This window comes from Bradyrhizobium sp. BRP20 (assembly GCF_020194215.1).
In the GTDB taxonomy this organism is placed as follows: Bacteria; Pseudomonadota; Alphaproteobacteria; order Rhizobiales; family Xanthobacteraceae; genus Bradyrhizobium; species Bradyrhizobium yuanmingense.
This window is the reverse complement of the sequence record NZ_JADYVY010000022.1, coordinates 64853-89284: the sequence shown is the minus strand read 5'-3', so window position 1 is coordinate 89284 and position 24432 is coordinate 64853. Positions and strand designations below refer to the sequence as shown.

21 protein-coding genes are annotated in these 24432 nt (G+C 63.9%); 5 read left to right on the top strand and 16 right to left on the bottom strand.

What is annotated here, in order from left to right:
- Positions 1 to 1999, bottom strand: a 1999-nt coding sequence (locus tag I6F33_RS33515) for a ParB/RepB/Spo0J family partition protein (RefSeq protein ID WP_225145375.1), incomplete at its 3' end; no start/stop codon positions are given.
- A 96-nt stretch (positions 2000 to 2095) separates the two neighbouring features.
- Positions 2096 to 3058 carry an ArdC family protein gene (locus I6F33_RS33510; protein ID WP_225145374.1) on the bottom strand — a complete coding sequence of 321 codons (963 nt, stop codon included), beginning with the start codon at positions 3056 to 3058 and terminating at the stop codon, positions 2096 to 2098.
- A 1423-nt stretch (positions 3059 to 4481) separates the two neighbouring features.
- Here I6F33_RS33510 and I6F33_RS33505 point away from each other — a divergent pair.
- A complete protein-coding gene (locus I6F33_RS33505; RefSeq protein WP_225145373.1) occupies positions 4482 to 5705 on the top strand; it encodes a hypothetical protein in 1224 nt (407 codons plus the stop codon).
- 44 nt (positions 5706 to 5749) lie between these two features.
- Here I6F33_RS33505 and I6F33_RS33500 read toward each other — a convergent pair whose 3' ends face one another.
- Positions 5750 to 6532 (bottom strand): enoyl-CoA hydratase/isomerase family protein, encoded by a 783-nt coding sequence (locus I6F33_RS33500; RefSeq protein ID WP_225145372.1) that lies wholly within the window; start codon positions 6530 to 6532, stop codon positions 5750 to 5752.
- A gap of 166 nt (positions 6533 to 6698) precedes the next feature.
- On the opposite strand from I6F33_RS33500, the gene I6F33_RS33495 reads away from it, so the two are divergent.
- Entirely contained in the window at positions 6699 to 8078 is a 1380-nt protein-coding gene (locus tag I6F33_RS33495; protein WP_225145371.1) for a caspase family protein, read from the top strand.
- Here I6F33_RS33495 and I6F33_RS33490 read toward each other — a convergent pair.
- The 8 genes from I6F33_RS33490 to I6F33_RS33455 all read right to left on the bottom strand — a co-directional run bounded on the left by I6F33_RS33490 (position 8051) and on the right by I6F33_RS33455 (position 16342).
- Positions 8051 to 10177, bottom strand: a complete 2127-nt coding sequence (locus I6F33_RS33490) for a molybdopterin oxidoreductase family protein (RefSeq protein WP_225145370.1) — start codon at positions 10175 to 10177, stop codon at positions 8051 to 8053. The genes I6F33_RS33495 and I6F33_RS33490 overlap by 28 nt on opposite strands.
- A 165-nt stretch (positions 10178 to 10342) precedes the next feature.
- Complete coding sequence (locus I6F33_RS33485; RefSeq protein WP_225145369.1) at positions 10343 to 11149, bottom strand: SDR family oxidoreductase; 807 nt, start codon at positions 11147 to 11149, stop codon at positions 10343 to 10345.
- A 22-nt stretch (positions 11150 to 11171) separates the two neighbouring features.
- The gene (locus tag I6F33_RS33480; RefSeq protein WP_225145368.1) at positions 11172 to 12464 is read right to left on the bottom strand and encodes a TRAP transporter large permease; all 1293 of its coding nucleotides are present in this window, start codon (positions 12462 to 12464) and stop codon (positions 11172 to 11174) included.
- A complete protein-coding gene (locus I6F33_RS33475; RefSeq protein ID WP_225145367.1) occupies positions 12455 to 13006 on the bottom strand; it encodes a TRAP transporter small permease in 552 nt (183 codons plus the stop codon). The genes I6F33_RS33480 and I6F33_RS33475 overlap by 10 nt, the downstream gene beginning before the upstream one ends.
- 64 nt (positions 13007 to 13070) lie before the next feature.
- On the bottom strand, positions 13071 to 14042 hold the full coding sequence (locus I6F33_RS33470) for a TRAP transporter substrate-binding protein (protein WP_225145366.1): 972 nt from the start codon (positions 14040 to 14042) through the stop codon (positions 13071 to 13073).
- A 299-nt stretch (positions 14043 to 14341) separates the two neighbouring features.
- A complete protein-coding gene (locus I6F33_RS33465) occupies positions 14342 to 15070 on the bottom strand; it encodes a Crp/Fnr family transcriptional regulator (RefSeq protein ID WP_036007486.1) in 729 nt (242 codons plus the stop codon).
- A 339-nt stretch (positions 15071 to 15409) separates the two neighbouring features.
- Positions 15410 to 15601: a hypothetical protein gene (locus tag I6F33_RS33460; protein WP_225145365.1), complete on the bottom strand. Its 192-nt coding sequence runs from the start codon at positions 15599 to 15601 to the stop codon at positions 15410 to 15412.
- A gap of 27 nt (positions 15602 to 15628) precedes the next feature.
- Positions 15629 to 16342, bottom strand: a complete 714-nt coding sequence (locus I6F33_RS33455; protein ID WP_225111933.1) for a helix-turn-helix domain-containing protein — start codon at positions 16340 to 16342, stop codon at positions 15629 to 15631.
- A 151-nt stretch (positions 16343 to 16493) separates the two neighbouring features.
- Between I6F33_RS33455 and I6F33_RS33450 the strand changes: the two genes are divergently transcribed.
- Positions 16494 to 16811 carry a cytochrome c gene (locus tag I6F33_RS33450; protein ID WP_225145364.1) on the top strand — a complete coding sequence of 106 codons (318 nt, stop codon included), beginning with the start codon at positions 16494 to 16496 and terminating at the stop codon, positions 16809 to 16811.
- A gap of 7 nt (positions 16812 to 16818) precedes the next feature.
- On the opposite strand, the gene I6F33_RS33445 is transcribed toward I6F33_RS33450, so the two are convergent.
- From I6F33_RS33445 to I6F33_RS33435, 3 genes are read right to left on the bottom strand one after another with little or no spacing between them, the layout of a single operon-like run.
- Positions 16819 to 17922, bottom strand: a complete 1104-nt coding sequence (locus I6F33_RS33445; protein ID WP_109143025.1) for an MlaD family protein — start codon at positions 17920 to 17922, stop codon at positions 16819 to 16821.
- 3 nt (positions 17923 to 17925) lie between these two features.
- Positions 17926 to 18693 carry an ABC transporter ATP-binding protein gene (locus I6F33_RS33440; RefSeq protein ID WP_225145363.1) on the bottom strand — a complete coding sequence of 256 codons (768 nt, stop codon included), beginning with the start codon at positions 18691 to 18693 and terminating at the stop codon, positions 17926 to 17928.
- A 2-nt stretch (positions 18694 to 18695) separates the two neighbouring features.
- The gene (locus tag I6F33_RS33435) at positions 18696 to 19832 is read right to left on the bottom strand and encodes an ABC transporter permease (protein ID WP_225133150.1); all 1137 of its coding nucleotides are present in this window, start codon (positions 19830 to 19832) and stop codon (positions 18696 to 18698) included.
- Positions 19833 to 20009: 177 nt separating this feature from the next.
- Between I6F33_RS33435 and I6F33_RS33430 the strand changes: the two genes are divergently transcribed.
- Together I6F33_RS33430 and I6F33_RS33425 are read left to right on the top strand one after the other, a co-directional pair.
- Positions 20010 to 20285 carry a hypothetical protein gene (locus tag I6F33_RS33430; protein ID WP_225145362.1) on the top strand — a complete coding sequence of 92 codons (276 nt, stop codon included), beginning with the start codon at positions 20010 to 20012 and terminating at the stop codon, positions 20283 to 20285.
- Entirely contained in the window at positions 20286 to 20774 is a 489-nt protein-coding gene (locus tag I6F33_RS33425; protein WP_036007507.1) for a phage holin family protein, read from the top strand.
- A 9-nt stretch (positions 20775 to 20783) separates the two neighbouring features.
- Here the strand turns inward: I6F33_RS33425 and I6F33_RS33420 are convergent, their stop codons facing one another.
- Positions 20784 to 23477 (bottom strand): bifunctional acetate--CoA ligase family protein/GNAT family N-acetyltransferase, encoded by a 2694-nt coding sequence (locus I6F33_RS33420; protein WP_225145361.1) that lies wholly within the window; start codon positions 23475 to 23477, stop codon positions 20784 to 20786.
- Between the two features lie 64 nt (positions 23478 to 23541).
- A complete protein-coding gene (locus I6F33_RS33415) occupies positions 23542 to 24375 on the bottom strand; it encodes a universal stress protein (protein WP_225145360.1) in 834 nt (277 codons plus the stop codon).
- Between the last annotated feature and the right edge of the window lie 57 nt (positions 24376 to 24432).

Here is a 24432-nt window from a genome sequence, read left to right as displayed (position 1 = left end):
GAGGATCGACGAGACGCAGCGGTTCCGGCAACCAGCCCGAACCATCGAGAAGACGTTCGGCCTCTTTGGCCATGTCGGCCTTCTTCAAGTGGGCGATCAGCTGCGCGGAAGATTCTCCCCTTGCTTCCCGTACGGCCTCCAGAATGCGCGGCTTGGTGACGCGGCCGAGATAGTTGTCGACGGAGGGCTTCCACCCTGCCTGCACCATGTCTAACCCGACCGCCCGCGCCAGCACATCAGCTTGGTCGAGACGCGCGCGGACGCCGTGTGCTGAGACGCGAGCCTGATTGTAGCGATTGGCCGGCTCATAGACCGCATTGACCGCAAAAGATGCACAGTGGGCGAACAGCGACGCCTGTGCACCACCATCGAGGGCCGTTAGCGCATCCCATAGATCGCTCTCGCTCTTCGGCAACCGCGCCTTCCAGGACTCATGGCGCGCCTCGACGGCCTTCGCGGACGCGCTCTCCCTCAGCCCCGGAGCTTGAGCAGGGAAGTTCGGCGTGCGAAGGCCGATTTCAAGACAGCTCCCGGACGATGCGAACCGGTAAAAGGCCGTCAGCACGAAGTTATGCAGCACCGCCTGGAATGCGATCGCAGGGTTTTCTGCCAGCGCATCGCGCAGTGCCAGTGTACGATGCGCTGTCAGCTCGGTGATCAGCCGATCCGGCAGAGGCCTGGCCGCATCCTCATCATCTTCTTCAGCATCGGGAGCACTACCCGCGACCGCGATCACCGTCCGCTGAACGGAAGCGCCCTCTTCTTGACCTTCGGTCGACAACGCACCGGCATCCTGCCCGACGTCACAATCAGTTGCCGGCACCTCGTCCTCTGGCCGAACGTAACCCCGATCCACGGAGAGGCGTCCTTCGGAGTTGATGCTGATGAAGGCACCAGCTCGGGCGATCTCGGTCGGTTCGTAGTGCATCGGCCGGTCTTCGAATGCCGCCAGTGCCGCTTCGATTTCGCCGAGACGCTGATCGACTTCGTCGGGCAATTCGTCGGCATCCTGGTAATCGGTTTCGAGCTTGGCCTGCTCGGCGTTCAGCGCATCGATAGTGGCCTGCTCCTCAGGCGAGAGATCGACAGGTCTGCCCCCGATTTCTCTTAGGCCTTGGGTGTGACCGTAAGAAAACTCTACGGCGACCGAGATCCACTTCCAGCCTTCGGCCGCGATCGTCTCAGCTTCGGCTTTGAGCTTTTCGGTCACGAGGCGGTCGAGCAACATGACGTCCTGAAGCCAGCCGCCGTCGTCGTGCTCGAACAAATCCCGCAGAACGCCGCCACCCGCGTTCTGATAGGCATCAAGGCCCACAAATTGGGCGCGGCGATCGGACCCGCGTACGGTGTTCTCGGTGAGCAAGCGCCGGATCTGGTAAGGCTCGTCATAGCCGGAACGGCTGACATTCTCCCAGACTTGCTCCTGACGGTCGTGATCGGCCGTGACCGAGAACGCCATGAGCTGCTCGAGAGTCATGCCGTCTTCGGCATAGACCTCATGCAGCTTCGGCGACACCGACGCCAGCCGCAGCCGCTGCTTCACGATCGCAGGGTTCACGAAGTGCCGGGCGGCGATGTCTTCCTCGCTCATGCCGAGGTCGCGGAGCGTCTGGAAGGCCCGAAACTGATCCAGTGGATGCAGGCCGACCCGCTCGTCGTTCTCCGCCACCGAGTCATCCTCGGCGATGCCCCCTTCGCGGACGACGCACGGCACCGCCTGCGTCTTGGACATCCGCTTCTGTTTCACCAGGAGCTCGAGAGCCCGATAGCGCCTGCCGCCTGCCGGCACCTCGAACATGCCGGTCTCGTTGCCATCTGCGTCAACGACGGCTCGGACGCTCAGACTTTGCAGAAGCGTACGCTGCGCGATGCTCTCGGCTAGCTGCTCGATCGAGACACCGGCCTTGACGCGGCGAACGTTCGACTGGCTGAGCACGAGCTTGTTGAAGGGAATGTCCCGGGACGGCGACAGCGTGATCTTTTGTACGGCTTTCGTCATTTTGGCTCTCCACGACGGGCGGCCGTGAGACTCTCTCTCGGCTTCCAACCCGTCGCGAACGGCCTCCCCCCTCTCACTCTCGCGCGAGGCCAAGCATCACGCCGCCTCGTGATCGGCCACAATCGAATCCAGCGACGCGGACTCAATGGACCCGGAAACGAACCCGAGCAAATAGTCCGCGGCCTTGCTCGCCTGCGAGGCGGCCCGCACGATGGCCCGATTGTCTTCGCGCAGGACTTCAAGCCAGGAGCCAATATAGTCGGCGTGGCGCACAGTCGGGACGATCCCGAGCGACGCGCAGCTGAACGCGGAGCTCAACTCGGCGACCAGTTCTTCGAAGGCATATTTCTTCGTACCGTAGGATCCGCTCTGGTCGCGGTTGAGACGCGAGGGGTGCCCTGTCGCATGACCGAGCTCATGCAACGCAGTGCGGTGCCAGTTGATGGGTTCGAAATACGCCTGCGGCGGTGGGACCTGAACATAGTCTTCGGCGGTTGCATAGAATGCGCGATCTCCACCAATCCGGAATGGAATTCCGCTGGCCTTGATCAGGGCTTCGACCGTGGGTTCGATGAGGCCTGCCGGCGGGGGCGGCGCAGCTGTGGCAATACCACCGGGCAGATCTTCGCACTGATCGGTGTTGAAAACGGTAAAGCGTTTGAGGAATGGAATTGCCTGCGCATCTTCGCCGGTCTCGGCGGCGCGTCGCTTTTCGTCATTCGGCACGAAACGATCCGCGTAGACAACGGTGGTACCGCGCTCTCCTTTGCGAACGTGACCACCAAGCGAGAGCGCCTGGCGGAAAGTGAGCCAACTTTGACCGGAAAATCCGCCTTCGATCACGGCTCCCCAGAGAATGAGGATGTTAACACCGCTGTATTGCCGGTTAGTCGACGCATTTTTCGGCATGGCCAGCGGCGCTTTCGCCGCGGACGTACCCCAGGGCTGAACCCAGGGGACGCGTCCGGCCTCAAGCTCCGCAATGATCTTGTCGGTAATTTCGTTATAGAGGGTTGCCCGGTCCTGGCCGACGCGCGCGCGAGCAGTAGTGTTTGACATCGCGGGTCTCCGCGACGGCGCCGCGAGCCTCTCTCGCAACTTGTAACCCGTCACGGAAAAACCAGCCTGCACTCTTACTCTCAGCCCTTGCACCATCTACCGAGGGCCTCATTCGCGATCAGGCGTGCGCCCAAGGGCGCAGCGCCGCAATGGAAAATGGCACCCGGAGAGCGTGAGCATAGCGACCCGAAGGGGCACGCGGGTCCGAGTGCAGCGACGAGACCGGTTCAATAGCGGCACCCGGGAACGGGGCAGTGATAGCGATCGCCGCAGGCGAGCCCCTTTCCCGAGTGCCCCCGGCGAGGAGCACCAAAGCTCTAGCGCGAGGGATCGAAGCCGCAAGGCCGAGACGCTGCGCGGCTCGGTTCACGAGAGCCCGGTGCGGCCCTGGCCGCACGCGCGCAAGCGAAAACAGTCTATTCGCCTGCGAATCGCAGATCTTGACCTGCGGCATGGAACAACAGCTCATCTGCTTCGGCGCCGACTCCGGTTGGAAACGCGTTGAACCGGCCCGCCGACTTTCTCGTCGCGCGCCGGTAGCCCAGCGGAAGCGGCAGCCGGCTCATCTCCAACTACGCGGTCATTGCCGACAACCATCGGGCAGGTCGAAAAGAAACCGACTAACCACAGGCTCGAAGCAGCCATCCATCGCTTAGGGGGCCCCACATTCCGACAAAAGAATCGCTCAAACACCTTTAATACCGAGCTTTCCAGTGAATCTTATCGGAAAAGCCACTGATAATACGGCCAAAGCAGTTGGCTGCCTCCTAACGGTCCCAAGCGACTGCGTACCGAGAAAACATGACTGCTTCCACTTCTTGCACTTCTTCGACTAAACTCGGTTATCCGCTAGTCTTGCCCTTCCAAGGCATCCTTTTTGCGCGCAAATCTAGCCTATCGCCGCTGAGCCGTGCCGCACAGTAGTGCGCACGCCCCTTTCATTGTAAAAGACCCCGCATGTTCCGTACCCAGTCTTACCTGGCGGACCGTAAGACGAGAGTAATCTGGAGAGTCGAGTTCGAGCGGCGGCCTCCTGCACATTCAGCTCATCTTCATCGCGGGGACAAGTGACGCCAGATGGTCCAATTTCTCCGACCGGCACCCTGCCAGCTCGCTATCCACGTGCTGGAGCTTGGCCCGCGCTGATGAGAGCGGACATGGCCGCAGCCTATCTGGATTTCCAGGACACCCGCGAACTAGCGCGTGCAATCGCACGAGGAGAGGCTCCGCCGCCCGTCGGCCGCCGCGGAACAGGACGGCTACGGCAGCCAGTTTGGTCAAAGGCGATTATGGATCAATTTGCAGTGCCTATCGGGACAATAGATCTCAAAGGACGGGAAGATCTCCTATGCCTTGTATGATGCCGCCTCATTCCGCACCAACGCCTCGATATTTCAGGCGCAAATTATTGGCGAACAATAGGATGGCCTATTATTTCGAGCCGCCAATTTGGGCTCGTCGACAGGGCTGCAATCTACGCCCTGAAGCGCTGGGAAGCGATTACGCCAGTGCCGTCGAGCGGGTCGTGACAATTCTCTTGCCCGCGTTCGACAGTTGGCGCTCACGAGACTACAGTGACGTGATGCTCGTCTCTCCCGAACCAGGCACGTTCGATTGGTTAGTGGGCGTCTACCAACGCCATCAGAAATGGAGCGAACTCGACAGTAGTACCCAACGTCTGTACAGGCGTAGTCTCGCGCTCTTCGCCAATCATGAGCTAAAAGATGGAAGTCGGGCGGGTTCAAAGCAATTGAACGACTTCACGAAAGCCTTCGTCGATGCAGTTTATGGGAAGCTGCTGGTCGTATCAAAGGTGGACAGCAATGGACATGCGACGGTTAGGGAGCGTCGCCGTTATGCAAACATGGCGATGGCGTGCTGCCGGCGGGCCTGGTTCGTTGGCCAGCGTGCCCAGGAAAAGATCGTGCCGGCAAGCAATCCATTTTCACGTATGGGACTAAAATCTCGTGCGCCCGGACGACCATTAAGGCCTACTCCGACTGCGACCTGGGATGAACTTGTCGCGTTCAGGGCTGCCGCGAAACGGCTCGACTATCATTCGATAGCAACTGCGGCTTTGTTGTCATGGGAATGGTTGCAACGAGAGCAGCACGTGTTTGGCGCCTTCGACATTTCGCACTATCGCCCAAGCGAACGACCAAACAGCGTTAGGATCGTGCATCCAAAAAATGGGGAGGAAGCTTGGTGGCCATTGTTCGATGAAACAGGGGCCGCTCTGTTTCCTGAACTTATGGCCGAGCTCGACAATATCTCAAAGAATTCACCCTCGGGCCTGGTATTCCGGCGTGACCACGCGCATCGCCAGTCGGCAACCCCGCTTCCATGGATTACCCCACGCAAAGACCTGCGGTATCTGCGCAGCGTGGTCAAGAAGATAGTCGTAGAAGCTGGCCTTCGTCAGGAACTGTCGTTTACTTCATTCCGGCACGGAGGGTTCACCGAAGGCGCCGAGAGCGATCTCACAGATGCGGAACTGCGTGCCGCGGGTCGTCATCGGTCGAGCCGCCAACTGCCGACCTACGCCAAGCGCACCGGCAAACAGCTGATCACAGCCACAAAGAAACGCCGGCTGGAGCGGACAAGATCACTTCTGATTCGGCTGAACGTCAACCCTCCCTTGGAATAGATGCATTAGCGGCTACAAGTCTACCCAAACGCGCTGAATATTCACTATTTTCCTGTCCAGACTGGCTTCCTCTTTTCGCTGAACGCCTTCAGCCCTTCCTTGGCGTCCTCGGTCATCGCGAGCAGCGCGATCTGGCTTTCGGTGTAGGCGATGCTCTCGTCGAACGACATCGAGGCGATCGCGCGCATGGCGTATTTGCCGCGGCGGATCGCGGTCGGCGATTTGTCGACGATGCGGCCGATCAGCCAGTCGACCTTGGCATCGAGCTCGGCGGCAGGCACGACATAGTTGAGCAGGCCCGCTCCTTGCGCGGCCCTGGCGTCGAACGGCTCGCCCGTGAGCGCCCATTCGTTGACGAGACGGGGCGGAGCGATGCGCTGCAGCAGGCTCAGCACCTGCATCGGGAACACGCCGACCTTCACCTCCGGCAGGCCGAAGACGACGTGATCGGCCGCAACCGCCATGTCGGTCATGCACAGAAGGCCCATGCCGCCGGCCATGCAGACACCACTGAGGCGCGCAATCGCGGGCTTGGTGGCGTTCTGTGACAAACGTAACAGATCAGCATAGTCGACATTTGGTTTGGAATGATCCATCGCGAAAGCCGCGCCGGAATTCTGCAAGTCGGCGCCCGCGCAGAACGCCTTGTCGCCCGCGCCCGTCAGCACGATGACACGGACGTCCTTGTCCTCATGCGCGTCGCGATAGGCTCTTGTGATCCCGGCGATGACCTCGCCGTTCAGCGCGTTGCGTTTCTCCGGCCGGTTGATGGTGATCCAGAACGCCTGCCCGCGCTTCTCGGTGATGACGGCTGTGTTGTCTGTCATGACATGCTCGCTCGCTTGGTCCCGTTTTGCACCCATTTGCGGCAGGACCGGCGGCGCGCGCAAGGGCAATCTGCAGGGTCGCCTCACCATAGCGTGTGGGCGCAACTTCGCTTCGCGATTGAACTGGGGCTTGCGCGCGTTATCCTGACCGGAGATTTGATCACCGATGAGCCATTTCATGCGCGCCGCATTGATGTTGTTGCTGGCAGGATTGGTCGTGCTGAGCGGCGGCGCCGCATGCCATGCGGCCGACGCCGCGAAGATCGCGCTGGTGATCGGCAACGCGAAATATCCCGACAATGAGTTCGTCCTGAGCGAGGTCGCCAACGATGCCCAGGACGTCGCCGAGGAATTGAAGCGCGGCGGCTTCGTCGTCGACAGGCAGAGCAATCTCACCGGGGATGCCATGCGGCAGGTGCTGGGCCGCTTCTACGACCGCATCGAGCGCGGCGCGGTGGCGCTGATCTTCTTCGACGGCTTTGCCATCCAGTCCAACCGTCAGACCTATCTGCTGCCGGTCGACGCCCAGATCTGGACCGAGCCGGACGTCTCGCGCGACGGCTTCAGCCTCGACGCCATCCTCGCCGAGATGAACACGCGCGGTGCCGCGATCAAGATCGCGCTGATCGACGCCTCCCGCCGCAATCCGTTCGAGCGGCGCTTCCGCCGCCATTCGGCCGGTCTGGCGCCGGCGATCGCACCGAGCAATACGCTGGTGCTCTACTCCGCCGCGCTCGGCGCGGTCACGGCGACCGGCAAGACCGATCGCAGCCTCTTTGTCGCCGAGCTGCTGCGCGAAATGCGCGCGCCGAACATCAGCGCCGAGCAGGCCCTGACCAACACCAAGAACGGCGTGGTTGCCGCCACCAACCGCGAACAGGTGCCCTGGCTGTCCTCCTCGCTGACGACGGAGTTCTCGTTCGCAAGCCCGGCGACGCGGCCGCGGGACGACGCGGCCAAGCCACAGGTGCAGACACCCGAGCCGCAAAAGCCGGTCTGCGAGGTACCGCAGGCGGAGCCCGCCCCGAATGCGGACGAACTGGCACGAGATCCCGTCCTCGCCGATCTCAGCCGCAGGATCACCGTCAACGCCAACGATGTCACCTCGCGCTACAAACGCGGCCAGGTCTACGCGATCAAGCGCGCCTATGCGCTCGCGATACAGGATTTCGACGCGGTGCTCCGCCGCGCGCCCAAGGACGCGGAAGCCCTAAACAACCGCTGCTGGAGCCGGGCTGCGACGGGCGACCCGCAAGGCGCGCTCGCCGACTGCAATCTGGCGCTCCAGATCAACCCGGGCTTGAGCGATGCACTCGACAGCCGCGGGCTCGTCAACCTCAAGCTCGGGCGCAATGCCGAGGCGATCAAGGATTATACCGACGCGATCCAGCGCAACCCGCGCTCCTCGTCCTCGCTGTTCGGCCGCGGCATCGCTGCGCGCAGAAGCGGCGGCGACGGCGCCACCGATATCGCGCAGGCGAAGTCGATGAACCCGAACATTGCAAAGGAATTCGCGGGCTACGGCGTCACGGAGTGCACGCCTTGAGCTGAGGCCGCCTTCCTGATCCAGACTTTATTATCGTGGAACGCCGCGCCGCCGATCGGCGCGATCGTATCTGCGCCCGTCAACGTGTTGATGCCGCGGCCGCCGATATGGTTGCTGTTGGGATGAACGGATTCGGCGATCAGGACACCGCGCCGCACGCCCTCGAACAGCGTCGCGATCAGCGTGGTCTCGCCGCGGCCGTTGCCGAGCGTCACCGCATCGCCATCGGCGATGCCGAGCGCGGCGGCATCTAACGGGTGGATCATCACGCTGGCCCGGCCCTCGCGCGCCTGCGAGGACGGTGTCTCGTTGAAGGTCGTGTTGAGGAAGCTGCGCGACGGGCTGGTCGCAAGCCGGAACGGATGGGCCTGGTCGGCGTGCTCGATCACCGCCCAATGGTCCGGCAGATCGGGCATCGTGTCGACATCGCCCATGGTCACGCCGAACGGCGGATGCGCCCAGTCGGCTTTGAAATGGAACTTGCCGTCGGCGTGAGCGAAGCCGTCGAGATAATGCGAGGTGCGGAAATCCGGCTGCAGGTCGCGCCAGATGTCGGCTTCGAGGCCCGCGATGTCGCCATGATTGCTCAGCTTCAGCGTCGCGTCGATCAATTCGCGCGGGCTCATCTCGAAGCCCGGATGCCTGGCGCCCAGCCGCGGCGCCAGCGCCTGCAACACCTCGTGGTTGGAGCGGCACTCGCCCGGCGGGTCGATCAGCTTCGGCCCGACCGAGATGTGCTGATGACCGCCGCCGTAATAGAGGTCGTCATGCTCCATGAACATGGTCGCCGGCAGCACGATGTCAGCCTTCTGCGCCGTCTCGGTCATGAACTGCTCGTGCACCGCCACGAACAGATCCTCGCGCGCGAAGCCCTGCCGGACCAGCGCCTGCTCCGGCGCCACCGTCATCGGATTGGTGTTCTGGATCAGCATCGCCTTGACCGGACCCTTGCCCTGCAAAGCTTCGGCATCGCCGGTGAGGATGCGTCCGATCTGCGACTGGTCGAGCGCGCGGGTGGCCTTGTCGATCGCGTCGTGGCCTTCGATGATGGATTCGTTGAAGTGCCACAGCGCGTAATTGTTGAAGAAGGCGCCGCCGCCTTCATACTGCCAAGCGCCGGTCACCGCGGGAATGCACAGCGCCGCATGCATCTGCGTCGCGCCGTTGCGCGAGCGGGTGAAGCCATAGCCGAGACGGAAGAAGGTCCGCTTGGTCTCGCCGACGGCCTTGGCGAAAGCCTCGATCTCCGACACCGGAACGCCGCAAATCGCCGAGGCCCATTCCGGCGTGCGCGACTTCAGATGCGCCTCGAGCTCGGCGGGGCAATCGGTATACTTATCCATGTAGGCTCGGTCGGCGTAGCCGTCGCGGAACAGGACATGCATGACGCCGCAGGCGAAGGCGCCGTCGGTGCCGGGCCGCAGGATGATCCTGATGTCGGCCTGCTTCATGGTCTCGTTGTCGTAGATGTCGACCGCCGCGATCTTCGCGCCGCGCTCCTTGCGGGCGCGCGAGGCGTGCGTCATCACGTTGACCTGAGTGTTGACGGGATTGGTGCCCCAGATCACGACGAGATCGGACAGCGCCATCTCGCGCGGGTCGACGCCGGCGATCTTGCCGGTGCCGATTGCAAAGCCGATGCGCGCAACATTGGCACAGATGGTCTGGTAGAAGCGCGAATATTTCTTCACATGCGTGAGACGGTTGAGCCCGTCGCGCATCACGAGCCCCATCGTCCCCGCGTAGTAATAGGGCCAGATCGATTCCGCACCGAACTCGCGCTCGGCCGCATTGAATCGGTGCCCGATCTCGTCCAGCGCCTCGTCCCAGGAGATCCGCGCGAACTGACCTGAACCCTTGGGGCCGGTGCGGCGCAGCGGATAGATCAGCCGCTCGGGATGATGGATGCGCTCGGCATAGCGGGCGACCTTGGCGCAGACGACGCCGGCGGTGTAGGTCTGCTTCTTCGAACCGCGGACGCGGCCGATGCTGCGGCCTTCGACCACCTCGACATCGAGGGCGCAGGCCGAGGGGCAATCATGCGGACAGGTCGAATGGCGGATCTCGATCTTCGCGTTGATTTTGGCGTGCTGGTTCATGTCCCAGTTCGTAACACCAAAATACCGGCCAGCCGAGCGCATTTATCCGGCAAGCCCCATGCGATTTGCTCAAGCCGCGCGCGCCGGAGCTTCCTGCTGCGGTTGCGAAGGAGGCCTGCCAGTGAGCCGCGCGACGTGCAAGCGCAACCCGAGCTACATCCTTTGCTATTTGTGCAACTGGGTGAGACCGGTCGGCGGGCCGTCGACGGCGGTCCAGCCGCCGTCGACGAACAGCGTGCTGCCGCTGACATAGCTTGCGGCATCCGAGGCGAGATAGGCGACGGCGGTCGCGACCTCGTCGGCGCTGCTCCAGCGGTTGAACACGGTGTGGCCGGCGTAGAGATTGTAGATGTCGGGGCGCTGCTTGAAAGGGCCGGTCAGCGCGGTCTCGGCGATGCTCGGGGCGATCGCATTGACGCGCACGCCGGCGTGCCCGACCTCGGAGGCAAAGCCCTTCACCAGCAGGCCGATCGCCGCCTTGGTCGAGCCGTAGATGCCGAGGCCGGGCTCGATGGTCACCGCGCGAACCGAGGAGCAGGCGATGATGCTGCCGCCCTTCTGCGCAACCATGATGCGGCCGAAGGCCTGGAAGAAAAAGACCGTGCCCTTGACGTTGAGGGTGAGGACGCGGTCGAGATCCTCCTCGGTGTAGTCGAGGATGGTCTTGCGGATGTTGAGACCAGGCGTCGTCACGGCGATGTCGAGCCGCGGAAACTTCTGCATCACGGTTTGGGCCAGCGCATTGACATCCGCGGCGCTTGCGGCGTCGCAGCCAGCTGCTTCCGCCCAGCCGCCCTTGTCGCGAATGCCGACGGCCGTCGCCTCCGCTGCGTCGAGCGCACGATCGGCGCAGACAACCCGGGCACCGAGACCCGCAAGCGCTTCGGCCGACGATTTGCCGATGCCGGATGCGGCGCCGAGCACGAGCGCGGTCTTGCCGGTGAGATCGAAGAGCTTGCGATAGTCCGTCACTGGCGATGTCTCCCTGGTGCTGCTAGCCCTTGTAGCCCATCAAGAGGCGCGGCAGCCACAACGAGAATGCAGGGACGTAGGTCACGAACATCAGTGCTGCGATGAGCGCAGCATAGAACGGCAGGATGGTGCGCATCACCGCGCCGACCGAGATGCCGCCGATGGCGCAGCCGACGAATTGCGTCGTTCCGACCGGCGGCGTGTTGAGCCCGAGGGCGCAATTGATCAGCATCAGCATGCCGAACTGCACCGGGTCCATGCCCGCCTTCATCGCGATCGGCAGGAAGATCGGGGTGCAGATCAGGATCGTTGCCGCCATGTCCATGAACGTGCCGAGCACGAACAGGATGATGTTGATGAGCAGGAAGATCACCCAGGGCTGCGTCGACAACTTGTTCATCATCGCGCCGGCGAGATCCGCCACCTCGTAAAGTCCCATCAGGTACTGGAACATGGTGGAGACGCCGATCAGCAGCAGCACCACCCCGGTCGTCTTCACCGCCTTGGCGGCGGCGCGCAGGAAGTTGCCCCAGGTCATGGTGCGATAGATGAAGAAAGTCAGCAGGATCGAGTAGGTGACGGCGATGGCCGCCGATTCGGTTGCCGTGAAGACGCCGGACAGGATGCCGGCCAGGATGATGACGACGATCAGAAGCCCAGGCACCGCGGCCGCCAGCGAGCGGACCACCTCGGCCCAGCCCGGGAATTTGCCGGCGGGATAACCGCGCTTCACCGCGACCGCGTAGGCGGCAACCAACATGCAGACCATCAGCACCAGCGCCGGCAGCAGGCCGGCCGCAATCAGCGCGCCGATCGAGACCTTGCCGCCGGCCGCGAGTGCATAGATGATCATGTTGTGGCTGGTCGGCATCAGGGCGCCCACGAGCGAGGCGTGGGTGGTGACGTTGACGGCGTAGTCGGTGTCGTATCCCTCCTTCTTCATCATCGGGATCATCACCGCGCCCATCGCCGACACGTCGGCCACGGGCGAGCCGGAGACGCCGCCGAACAGCGTGCACGCGACCACGTTCGACATGCCGAGCCCGCCGCGGATGTGCCCGACGAGATTCTTGGCGAGTTGCACGATCTTGTCGGCCACGCCGCCATGCAGCATCAGCTCACCGCTGAAGACGAAGAACGGAATGGCGAGGAAGGAGAAGATGTTCATCCCCGACATCATCTGCTGGAAGATGACGGCGACCGGCAGGCCTTCGTAGAGGATGGTGCAGATGGCCGACAGGCCGATCGCGAAGGCGACCGGTACGCCGAGGATCAGAAAGCCGAAGAAGGTGGCGCCGAGGATGATCAGTTCCATGAGGGGACGACCTCTTCGCCGCGCAGGAGAGCAATGATGTGCTCGATGGAAAACGAAACGATCAGGACGCCGGAGGCGAACAGCGGCACGTAGCGGATCACCTCGGGCAGGCCGAGATTGGGGATCTTCACGGTGCCCACCGACGCGCCGAGGACCCAGCCGTTATAGGCCATGGCGAGGCCGAACCCGGCGACCAGAACGTGGATCACGATCTCGATCTTCTCCCGCGCGTGATCGGGGAGCATGACCAGCAGGCTGTCCATGCCGATATGCCCGGCATCACGTACGCCGACGGCGGCGCCGATCAGCGTGACGTAGAGGATCAGGACCAGCGCCAGGTTCTCCGTCCAGGTCGGGCTGGAGTTGAGCACGTAACGTCCGAACACCTGGTAGAAGACGATGGCGACGATGACGAGCAGGCCTGTCACCGACAGGTACATGCCAAGGCGCGCGATGGGGGCATTGACCCGCGACAGCAAGCCGGTGGACGGGCGTGTTGCTACGGCCCCCTGTTCGTGACTTGCGACGTGTGGGTCTGTCATCCCGCGCCTCCTCACGGGATCCGGTGCCGCCTGGCGGCGACGCCGGACCCGGCTTCGAATTGTCCTACTTCGTGTCCTGGATGCGCTTGACGAGGCTCTGCAGCTTCTCGTTACCGGCGAACTTCTGGTAGACCGGCTTCATTGCATCGACGAACTCCGCCTTGTTGCCGATCGTGACCACCTGAACGCCAGCGGCCTCGACGGTCTTGCGGGCGGCCTGCTCGCGCGCGTCCCAGAGCTTGCGCATGACGGGCACCGATTCCTTGGCTGCCTTGCGGACCATCGCCCGGTCCTCCTTGCTCAGCGCGTCCCAGACCTTTTTCGAGATCACGAGAACTTCGGGCGCGAGGGAGTGCTCGGTGATGTTGTAGAACTTGGCGGCTTCGAAGTGCCGGGAGGATTCGTAGGACGGCCAGTTGTTCTCGGCAGCGTCGACGAGGCCGGTCTTGAGCGCGGTGTAGACCTCGCCATAGGGCATCGGCGTCGGGTTGGCCCCCAAGCTCTGGATCATGCCGACCCACAGGTCGGATTGCTGGACGCGGATCTTCAGGCCCTTCAGATCGGCCAGCGATTTGACCGGTCCCTTGACGGTATAGACCGAGCGCGCGCCGCTGTCGTAATAGGCAAGGCCGACCAGGCCCGCGGGCTCCATGGCTGCCAGGATCTCATCGCCGATCGGACCGTCGAGGACGGTGCGCATGTGCTGCGTGTCCCTGAAGACGAAGGGCAGACACAACGCGATAGTCTCGGGCACGAAATTGTTCAGCGGCGATGCGTTGATCCGCATCATGTCGAGCGCGCCGATCTTGAGTTGCTCGATCGTGTCCTTCTCCGAGCCCAGGGCGCCGTTCGGAAACACCTTCACGCCAAGCTTGCCGCCGCTCGCCGCCGCGAGCTGCTGGCCCATGAACTTGACCGCCTCGACGGTCGGATAATCGGCGGGGTGAACGTCAGCCGAGCGGAAATCGCGTGCAGTGGCCAGGGGTGCTGAGACCGCCAGTGCAACGGCTGTGATGATACCGGTGAGCGTCTTCATGTGGGCTTCCTCCTGGGTTGATTGAGATCGATTATATCGTTGTCGGCCCGGCTGCAGGCCGCCTTGGGTCGCTCCGCTTCAGGTGTGAAGTCAAGCGCCAATGTCGTCCCTAGGGCGGGCGGCATTCTCTGTCCAAGCCAAATCCGGCATCGATCGATGCAAGACTTGCATCGATCGATTTCTGGCGCAATTCGCACTATGGTGGGTATGGCGGGCCGGCTCGACGTCGCTAGCCCGTGACTTGACGCCTCCAATCGAGGCCCCGCGCGGTCGCCAGCATCGACCGTAGGCCGACGGCGTCACTCGCCGCCGAGGCCACTCTCGGCGAGCTCGCGCAGCGCGTCCGTATCGAGCACGACGATGGCGCCGTGCTCGAGGCGGACCCAGTTGCGGCCGGCCCAGGCGCGCAATTGCTTGTTGATGCTCTCGCGCGTCATCCCGACCATCTCGCTGATCTCCTGTTGCGTGATGGCGAGCGTGCCGCTGCCGGAATCCAGCTTGCGCTCTTCGGTGAGACCGAGCAGTGCACTGGCAAGCCGGCCCGGCAGATTCTGCAGGATCACCTGCTCGACCTGCTGACTGGTCCAGCGCAGACGCGCGCACAGCAGCTCGATGAACTTCATCGCCAGCGCCGGCTGGCTCTTCACGAACGGCAGGAAGTCCCGGCGATCGATGACGTAGAGCTCGCAATTGGTATTTGCGGTCGCATCCGCCGACCTGGGCGCACCGTCGAGCACGGCGATCTCGCCGAAGATTTCTCCGGGGCCGATCAGATTGAGAATAGCGTTCCGCCCATCAGGCGATGAGGAGGAAATCTTGACTGTCCCCGCGATCACCGCGAACAGACTGTTGCCGGGATCGCCCTTGGCGGCGATCGTCGCGCCACGCTTGACGGTGGTGTGCTTGGCGTAGCGGCAGAGTTGATCGAGCGCTTCCGGCTCCAGATCCGCGAAGATCGGATGCTTGCGCAGGACCGATAGTTTGTTGCCCGCCGGTTGTCGGGGATCGCCGGTCTTGTCCTGAGGCACGCCGCGGGGCTCCTAAGACTACGAGGCACTGAGTTCCTGCGTAGTCAACGTTACCAGGCATTTCAACCGGAAAGCACGCGCGCGATTTGAGGCAAATGCCACGAAAAGGCCCGTAACGAGGAAGTCAGCAGCCAAAAGCTGCGGCGATGCGTCCTCTTCGACGCAGAGTTGCGGATTACGCAAACCGCGATTGCGTCGAGACGCTGCCGAGGGCCAGCGCCCGCCCAGGCGAGCATCGACCCTGGCGCGCCGGACTCGGACCTAAACCTAGACTTGGACTTGGACTTGGACTTGGACTTGGACCTGGACCTGGACCTGGACCTGGACCTGCAGAAGGCTTCAGTGCCTGGAATCCGGATCAAGCCGACCCGCCCTGGTTTGCCGGTCAGCCCAGGCCAGAACTGCGGCGAACACCACAAAGATCGCGACGACGACAACGGTCACCAGCAACGCGTCAGCAGGCATCATCCCCCCGGATTTGTCTCCGGCATTATTTTGCGGGGCATGGCCGCCGTCATTGATCGGGATCAAATTGCCGAGAGAGTCCCGGAGATGAGGTCAGGCTGCGGCCATGGCCTCGACACGGGCCGGATCGAGCAGGCTGATGCCGCCGTGAATGATCTCGATCACGCCGAGACGCTCAAGCTTGGTAAAGGTGCGGCTGACGGTTTCGATGGTCAGGCCGAGATAATCGGCGATGTCCTGACGGCTCATCGGAAGCGCGACCATGTCGGACGGACCGTTGAGCGCGACCAGCCGCTCACGCCAGCCGAGCAGAAAGGTCGCGACCTTCTCGTCGGCCGAGCGGCGGCCGAGCAGGACCATATGGTCGCGCGCCTGGCTCAACTCGCGAATGGCCAGCTCGTTGATGCGCCTGAGCAATTGCGGCCGGTCTTCGATGAAACGGCCGAAAGGCCCTTTTGGGAATTGGCACACTTTCACCACGCCGATCGCATCGGCCGAAAAATTGTGCCGGCCGGACAGATTCATCCCGAGGAAGTCACCGGGCAAGGCAAAGCCGACGATCTGCCGCCGGCCGTCAGGCAGCAGCTTGTACAGCCGCATGACGCCTTCGAGGACGTTGTAGAACGAGGTCGTGATGTCCTCCTCGGAAAACACGGTCTCGCCCGAATCGAAATGGACGCGGCGGCCGAGATGCTCGAACTCCCGGAGTTCGGCTGCATCGAGCGACGAGCAGACCGCCGCTCCACGCACGGCACAATCGTCGCAATGATGTCCGTTCGGCTCACTCGTGACCACGGAAGGCCTCATCCATCGCTCCCCACGCCGGCCGCTCCCGACGTCAGGCCGAGTCCACCGCGCGGCTGCATTTTACTGCACCGTGCCGCAGCCGATTGACCCAGATCAAATTTGGCTGGCATCCCGCTCTTATTCTGCGTCCACGGTTCGACGGGATGATTCCATGCTGCAAAGCGCACTGCGTCACGGCCTGATTGGGCTGCTTCTGATCACGCCTGCGCTCGCGGCCCCGGCCGCCGAACAACGCGGCAAGGCTTTCGCCCGAGCCAATTGCGCACGCTGTCACGCGATCGACCGCGCCTCCAAGAGCCCGTTGGAGATCGCGCCTCCGCTACGCAACCTGCATCGGCGCTATCCGATCAACAGCCTTGGTGAGGCGCTGGCCGAGGGGATCTCCACCGGACATGCCGACATGCCGGCCTTCGAACTCAGCCCGGACCAGATCCACGACCTGCTGTCCTACCTGAAGACGCTGGAATAGTCACCCCTCACACCGCCTGCACGGTCCATCCGATCAGCTCCTTGGCGATGCGCGCGAAGGCGGCATCGAAGGCGGCGACTGAAGCGGCCGGTTCGACCTTGTCGAGCTTTTCGCTGGCCTCGATGAGCCGCGATGCGATCACCTTGCCATTCTTGTCGACGATCCGAGCCGACAGTCCGATCTCGGCCCGAGCCTCCCCATCCGTCGCGATCCGAAAGCGCCGGATGTCGAGCAGGAGCTGGTAGTCCGCCGGCCCGAGATCCGTCGTGCGCAGCGGGGCGTGGGCGATGTCGTAGTTCTCGAAACTGTCGATCAGGCGCGCCTGCACCAGTTTCGGAATGCTGTCAGCCCAGAGGAAGTCCGCAAAGCCCGGCCTGTCGCCGCTAGGCGCGAACAGCATGCGCTGGGTCTGCAGCATCGCCACCGCCGTCGGCTCGGGAATGGCCAGTGAGGCCGATAGCGTCTTGCCGGCCGGCCCGAGATTCTGCGGCGTGCGCAGGTCGTAGGTGACCTTCTGCGCGGGCGTACCACCGCCGGTCATCTTGTCGAGGCCTGCCAGGATGCCGTCGATCTTGCCGGTGTTGCGCGCGAGCCCGTCGGAGAAGGTCTTGAAATTGGCAATGGTGTCCTTCAGCGGGCCGGAATTGTCCTGAAGCACCGTGTCGACCCGCCGCAGCGCATCGCGCGCCGCCTGCGTCATGCTCTGGCCTGCGCCGGCCTCCGCGATCAAGGTCGGCAGCTCGCCGGACTTGGCGACGATCACGCCCCCCTCCAATGTCACCACGGGAACGCCGGTCAGGCCCTGGAATTCGAGGCCGACCTTGGTGTCGGCACGCACCGGCGTCGCGGTGGCAACCGAGATCGTGGCATTGACGAAGCGCGGGTTATCAGGCGCGAGCCCGAGCTGGGTGACCTCTCCGACCCGAATGCCGTTGAACAGCACGCCCGCGCCAACCAGCAGGCCGGGCACCGGCCCCTGGAATTGCACGTGGTAGCTGGTGCGCGGGCCGATGCCGCCGGTGTTGTTCAGCCAATAGACGAAGCCGAACACTGCGACGATCGCGGCCAACACGAAACTGCCGATCAGCACATAGGGAGCGCGGGTTTCCATCTCTCATCTCATCTCGTGTTGCAGCATCTGCGAGCGCTTGCCGTGGAAGTAAGCGCGCACCCAGGGATGCTCGGATTGCAGCAATTCGCGCATCGGGCCGATCGCCACGATCTTGCCGTCGGCGAGCGCGGCGACGCGGTCGCAGACCGTGGTCAGGCTCGCAAGGTCATGGGTCACCATGAACACGGTGAGCTCCAGGGTCTTTTGCAGCGTCTTGATCAGCGCGTCGAACTCGCCGGCGGCGATGGGGTCGAGGCCCGAGGTCGGCTCGTCCAGGAACAGGATCGGCGGATCGAGCGCGAGCGCGCGCGCCAGCGCCACGCGCTTGGTCATGCCGCCGGACAGCTCCGCCGGATATTTGTCGGCGTCCTCCGCACGCAGGCCGACCATCTCGAGCTTGGCGATCGCGATCTCGTCCATCAGCTCCTGCGACAGGACGAGATTTTCGCGCAAGGGAAACTGGACGTTCTGGCGCACCGTCAGCGAGGAGAACAGCGCGCCCTGCTGGAACAGGATGCCCCAGGCCATCGCTGCGCCGCGGCCGTGGCCGCCGGCGGGTTGTCCCATGACCTCGATGGTCCCGCTCCGGCGCGGGATGAGGCCGATGATGGTCCGCATCAAGACCGATTTGCCGCCGCCGGAGGCACCCACCAGCCCGAGGATCTCGCCGCGGCGGACGTCGAGCGACAGATGGTCGAGCACGGTTTGACGGCCGAAGCCGACCACGAGGTCACGGACGCGGATGGCGAACTCGTCTTGTGGTCGATCCATCGTCACATTCCGATCGAGGCAAAGAACACGGCGAACAGGCCGTCGAGCACGATCACCAGGAAGATCGATTTCACCACCGACGTCGTGGTCTGCCGCCCCAGCGACTCCGCGCTGCCCTTGACGCGCAATCCCTCGCTGCAGGCCACGATCCCGATCACCAGCGCCATGAACGGCGCCTTCAGGATGCCCACTTCGAAATGTGCGACGGAAATGGCCTCGTGCAGGCGCGCGATGTAGATCGCCGGCCCCATGTCGCCATAGAACTGCGCGACCAGCCCGCCGCCATAGAGCGCGGCGATCGATCCGATGAAGGTGAGGATGGGCAGCGCAACGACCAGGGCCGCAACGCGCGGCAGGATCAGGACGTCGACCGGATCGAGCCCCATGGTCGAGAGCGCGTCGATCTCCTCGCGCATCTTCATCGAGCCGAGCTCGGCCGTGTAGGCGCTCCCCGACCGTCCCGCGACCATGATGGCGACGATCAGCACGCCGAGCTCGCGCAGCACCAGGATGCCGACCATGTCGACCGTGTATGATTCCGCGCCGAATCTACGGAAGTGGAAGAAGCCCTGCTGCGCGATGATGGCGCCGATCAGGAAGGTGATCAGCGTGACGATGGGGATCGCCTGCCATCCGATGCGGTAGAGCTGATACACCAGAGAGGTCAGCCGCAGCGAACGCGGCCGGCGCAGCACGCCGATGACGGCCATGAACAACGCGCCGAGCATCTGGAGGAAGATCGTGATGTCCTCCCGCGCCCCGACCGTGGACTTGCCGAGATCACCCAGCCGCGCCAGAACCGGATTGGGCGCGGCCGCCGGAGCCGGCGTGCGGCGGTTGACCTGGCGCACCTCGTCCATCAGCCCGCTGAAATGATCGGCGACGCCGACGAATTCGGCTGGCCTGCCTGACGAGGCGGCCCTGCGCGACAGCTTCTCCAGGACCCAGGCGCCGAGCGTATCGAGCGCGCTGATCCCCGACATGTCCAAGGATACGGCGCGCGAACGATCGACGTCGGCCCCGACCGAGCGGGACAAGGTCTCGAGCGTCACCACGTTCGCGGCGGTCCAGGGCCCCTCGGGGCGCAATTTCAGCACGTCGCCGGACGGCGTCGCGTGCAGCAGCGGTTCGTGGTTCACGCTTTCCACCTCATCGGGACAATCGGTCCCCATTCAGCCGGCATTTCTAGGCCAGCATGTGGCGGCCGGATTGACTTGTCTCAAGACCCCGAACGGGCTCCGCCTCTTGACGCAAATCAAGCGCGATCGCACGGGCTGGTCTTAGGCTCGTTTGAATTTAATGAGGACACCAAATCCATGTTCGACAGTGACAGGATGAGCGAGGAATTGCGCACGCTGAAGGTCGACGTCACGCACCTGTTGAGCACCGCCGGCGAGGAGATGTTCGAGAGCTCGAAAGCTCGCACTGATGCGCTCGCCGATCAGATCAGGGCCGCACTCGCCGATCTCGGCGAGACCGTCGAACAGGAGAGGGAGACGCTCCAGGGCCTCGTTGCGGAGCGTCCGATCACATCGCTCGCCTCTGCCTTCGCGCTGGGCGTGGTTGTCGGCTTCATGCTGAGGAGACACTAGGTGAATACCGAGAATGTCGTCAAACATCTGCGCGTGCTGTGGCGCACCGACAGGATCATCGCCGACATCAGGCTGCGCCATTTGCTGATCGGCCTCGGCCTGCGTGCCTTCGCGGCGCTGATCGCCGCGTTCGGGCTGCTGATGCTGGAGCTGTCGGCCTATTTCGCACTGGTGCAGATCTGGAGCGCGATTACCGCGGCTGCCATCCTCGGCGCCGTCAATTTCGTCATCGCGGCCGCTCTCTTCCTGATCGCCGGCCGCGCTCCGTCGGGGCGTGACATCGAACTCGCCAACGAAATTCACGACACCTCCATCGAAGCCCTCCAGCTCGAGGCCCGTGCGCTCCAGGCCCAGGTGTCGGGCGCGGTGCACCACCCGCTGAGCACGATCGTGCCGGTGCTGCTGCCGCTGATCGCGATCATCATCAAGACTCTGCGGACGACGGCCAGGTCGTCCAATGATGCCAGTTCGGCCGAGGCGCAATCGTAGCCGACACGCTCAGAGCTTGAGCCTGACGTCGCAGATTTCAGGCTCGGCCGGGTCCGGCTTGACCTCGAAGCCGAGCTGCCGGCACATGTCGAGCATCACTGTGTTCTCCTGCAGCACGTCGCCCGATATGGTCTTCAATCCTTCCGACCGCGCGTAGTCGATGATCAGCTGCATGAGGGCCCAGCCGAGTCCCCTGCCCTTGAGGTCGGACCGCAGCAGGATCGCGTATTCGCCGGTCTCGTAGATCGAGTCGGAATGGAGCCGGACCACGCCGACCATTTCGCCGCTGGCCTCCTCGAATGCGATGAAGGCCATCGCGCGCGCATAGTCGAGCTGGGTCAGGCGTGCGATGAACTCGTGGGTGAACTCCTTCATCGGGGCGAAGAAGCGCAGACGAAGGTCGTGCGCCGTGACGTGACGCAGGAATTCGTGGATGGTCGGCTCGTCCTCGGGGCGCATGGGCCGCACGAAGATGCGCCAGTCCTCCTTGAGCTTGAGGCGTCGCTCCCATTGCGACGGATAAGCGCGAACGGCGAAATTGGCCGGGCCGGAGCCGGCGAACTTCCGCTGTGGCGGTCCGACCGCGACGCGGGCGTCCACCGCGGTCACGCCGGTTTCGTCGGCCAGGAGCGGGTTGATGTCGAATTCGCGGATCTCGGGAATGTCGGCCGCCATCTGCGCCAGCTTGACCAGCACCATGGCGACGGCGTCGTGCTTCACCGCCGGCACGTCCCGATAGGCCTTCAGCAGCCGCGACACGCGCGTGCGGTCGATCAGATCGCGGGCCAGTTGCAGGTCGAGCGGCGGCAGCGCCAGCGCCTTGTCGTTGATGATCTCCACCGCCGTGCCTCCGCGGCCGAAAACCACCACCGTGCCGAAGGTCGGATCGTCGGCAAGGCCGAGGATCAGCTCGCGCGCCTTTGCCTTGACGACCATGGCCTGGACGATGACGCCGCCGATGCGCGCCTCGGGTCGCAGCTTTCGCGCTCGCGCAAGTATGTCCGTCGCCGCCGCGCGCACGGCCTCCGGCGTCGTCAGGTTGAGCACGACGCCACCGACATCGGATTTGTGGGTGATGTCCCGCGACATGATCTTCAGCACGACGGTGCCGCCTTGCGCGAAGATGTCCTTTGCATAGGCTACCGCCTGCTCGACATCGGCTGCCGCACAGGTCGGCACCATCGCGATATCGTAGGCTTCGAGCAGGTGCTTGATCTCGACGGGTTCGAGCCACTGGCGGCCGTCCGCGATCGCGGCTGTGACGATCTCTCTCGCCTCGCTGGCATCCGGAACGAACGTATCGGGCATCGCGGGAGGCACCTGGGTCAGCTCCTCCACGACTTCCCGGTGCCGGACCAGATGCATGAAGCCGCGCACGGCGTCGTCCTCGGTCGGATAGTTCGGCACGCCGGCGCTGGAGAGTGCCTGGATGATGTGCTGATCGGCCCCGACCCAGGCCGCCAGCACGGGCTTTGCCCATCGGCGGTGCTGCTCGCGATACTTGGCGACGAGCTCCGTCACGGTCTTGGCGATCTCGGCGGCCGATGCGATCGCGGTCTGCACGTTGAGGACGAGGACTGCGTCGTTGTCGCGATCGGCCAGCAGTTCCTCCAGCGCCGCTGCGTAACGCGCAGCGTCGGCGTCGCCCACGATGTCGACGGGGTTTGCACCGGACCAGGTCGGCGGCAGCGCCGCATCAAGCTTCCTGCGCGCGTCAGTCGAGATGGTTGCCGGAATACCGCCGAGCTCGACCAATCGATCGACGGCGAGGACGCCGATGCCACCACCGTTGGTCAGAATGGCGAGACGCTTTCCGGTCGGCGATTCGACGCGGCCGAGTGTCTCGGCACAGTCGAACAGCTCGCGCAGGTCGGACACCCGCAGCACGCCCGCGCGGCGGAACGCCGCGTCATAGACGGCGTCGGCACCGGCGAGCGCCCCGGTATGCGTGGCAGCGGCCTTCGCACCCTGCGCCATGCGGCCGGACTTCACCACGACGACGGGCTTCACCCGCGCGGCCGCGCGCGCCGCCGACATGAACTTGCGCGCGTCCTTGATCGCCTCGATGTAGAGCAGGATCGCGCGGGTCTTGTGATCCATCGCGAAATGGTCGAGCAGATCGGCAATGTCAACGTCGATCTGATCGCCGATCGAGACGATGCCGGAGAAGCCGACGCCGCGCTGCGCAGCCCAATCCACCATGCCGGCGGCAATGGCGCCCGATTGCGAGATCAGCGCGAGGTTGCCGGACCCCGGCATGTGCGCAGCGAAACTGGCATTCAGGCTGACGCCCGGCATCATGATGCCGAGGCAGTTCGGCCCGATCAGCCGCATGCCGTGTTTGCGGGCGGCTGCGCTGGTCGCCTCGTGCAGCGATCCCGGTCCCTGGCCGAGACCGGCCGAGACGATCAGCGCACCCGCAGATCCGCGACGGCCGGCCTGCTCGACGATGCCTGGAATCTCGCCCGCGGGCGCGGTGACGACGACGAGCTCGGGCACGAAGTCCAGCCTGTCCAGGCTCTTCACCGCGGCGAGGCCGCCGATCTCGGCGTGGCGCGGATTGACGAGGCCAAACCGCCCCTTGAATCCCGCTTTCCGAATGTTTTCCAGGACCGCGCGTCCAACGGACGCCGGACGCGCGCTCGCGCCGACGAGCGCAACCGAGCGCGGCGACAGCAGGTTGTTCAGACGATAAGTCGACATGAAAACAAATGCGCCGCGCCAGCGGCGGTTCCGATGATTGGACGATCCGGCTGGAAGAAGACGCCTAGTGCGAGATCATAACCCAGCATGGTGGCTGGCCAATGACGGTCTTTGTCACACCGCCCCACACGATCTCGTTCAGGCGAGAATGATGATAGGCGCCCATCACGATGGCATCGATGCCATGGGAATTCGCCCAGCTTCCCAATACTTTGCCGGTCGAGCGGCCGCCCACCTTCGTGGTTTCGAACGAGGCAAAGACGCCGTGTTCCCGCAAATGGTCGACGAGTGCCGTTCCGGATCGGACGACCGCGTCCGTTTTGTCCTCCGCCACGGTCAGCACACGCACCGAACTGGCAGCCCGAAGAACAGGCAAGGCATCGCCGATCGCACGCGCGGCCCGTGCAGAATGATCCCACGCAATCATGACGTTCTCGAACTCGGGCCGGAGCTCGTCGGCGCGATGTTCGGGACAGAGCAGAAGAGGCCGTCCGGATTCGAACAACAACGCCTCCACAATGGCCTCCGTTCGACTGTCGTGTGGTTTCACGGGAACCAGCGCGAGGTCGCTGAAGCGGGCATGCTCGGCCAGGATCGCTCCGATCTGATCCGCAGGCACCTTGCCCGACCGGCTCTGGGCGCGGATGTTGGCGCGGCAAGCCGCGTTAGTAAAGGCATTCAGCAGCTGCTGCATGTCGCTCGCCTCGAGGCTAGCCTGCGCGAATTCGCGATCGTCAGGCAGCATCACCTTCGGTCGCTCGAAAACATCTTCCTCGAGCGCGAGCGCGGTGATCCTGGCGCCGAGATCGGCGGCGACAGAAACGCATTTCTCGATCGCAACCAGGGCTGGCCCACGCGGCTGGCCGACGAGAGGCAGAAACACGTCCTTGATGGGCATCGGAATTCTCCTGAGCGACCATGATAAGCGGCCTGTCGTCGAGACCCTTGATCCGCG

Excerpts from the sequence above, each read along its gene's own strand:
- I6F33_RS33510 (WP_225145374.1), bottom strand. The coding sequence starts at position 3,058 with ATGTCAAACACTACTGCTCGCGCGCGCGTCGGCCAGGACCGGGCAACC.
- I6F33_RS33505 (WP_225145373.1), top strand. The coding sequence starts at position 4,482 with ATGGCCTATTATTTCGAGCCGCCAATTTGGGCTCGTCGACAGGGCTGC.
- I6F33_RS33500 (WP_225145372.1), bottom strand. The coding sequence starts at position 6,532 with ATGACAGACAACACAGCCGTCATCACCGAGAAGCGCGGGCAGGCGTTC.
- I6F33_RS33495 (WP_225145371.1), top strand. The coding sequence starts at position 6,699 with ATGAGCCATTTCATGCGCGCCGCATTGATGTTGTTGCTGGCAGGATTG.
- I6F33_RS33490 (WP_225145370.1), bottom strand. The coding sequence starts at position 10,177 with ATGAACCAGCACGCCAAAATCAACGCGAAGATCGAGATCCGCCATTCG.
- I6F33_RS33480 (WP_225145368.1), bottom strand. The coding sequence starts at position 12,464 with ATGGAACTGATCATCCTCGGCGCCACCTTCTTCGGCTTTCTGATCCTC.
- I6F33_RS33475 (WP_225145367.1), bottom strand. The coding sequence starts at position 13,006 with ATGACAGACCCACACGTCGCAAGTCACGAACAGGGGGCCGTAGCAACA.
- I6F33_RS33470 (WP_225145366.1), bottom strand. The coding sequence starts at position 14,042 with ATGAAGACGCTCACCGGTATCATCACAGCCGTTGCACTGGCGGTCTCA.
- I6F33_RS33455 (WP_225111933.1), bottom strand. The coding sequence starts at position 16,342 with ATGAGGCCTTCCGTGGTCACGAGTGAGCCGAACGGACATCATTGCGAC.
- I6F33_RS33450 (WP_225145364.1), top strand. The coding sequence starts at position 16,494 with ATGCTGCAAAGCGCACTGCGTCACGGCCTGATTGGGCTGCTTCTGATC.
- I6F33_RS33445 (WP_109143025.1), bottom strand. The coding sequence starts at position 17,922 with ATGGAAACCCGCGCTCCCTATGTGCTGATCGGCAGTTTCGTGTTGGCC.
- I6F33_RS33440 (WP_225145363.1), bottom strand. The coding sequence starts at position 18,693 with ATGGATCGACCACAAGACGAGTTCGCCATCCGCGTCCGTGACCTCGTG.
- I6F33_RS33430 (WP_225145362.1), top strand. The coding sequence starts at position 20,010 with ATGTTCGACAGTGACAGGATGAGCGAGGAATTGCGCACGCTGAAGGTC.
- I6F33_RS33420 (WP_225145361.1), bottom strand. The coding sequence starts at position 23,477 with ATGTCGACTTATCGTCTGAACAACCTGCTGTCGCCGCGCTCGGTTGCG.
- I6F33_RS33415 (WP_225145360.1), bottom strand. The coding sequence starts at position 24,375 with ATGCCCATCAAGGACGTGTTTCTGCCTCTCGTCGGCCAGCCGCGTGGG.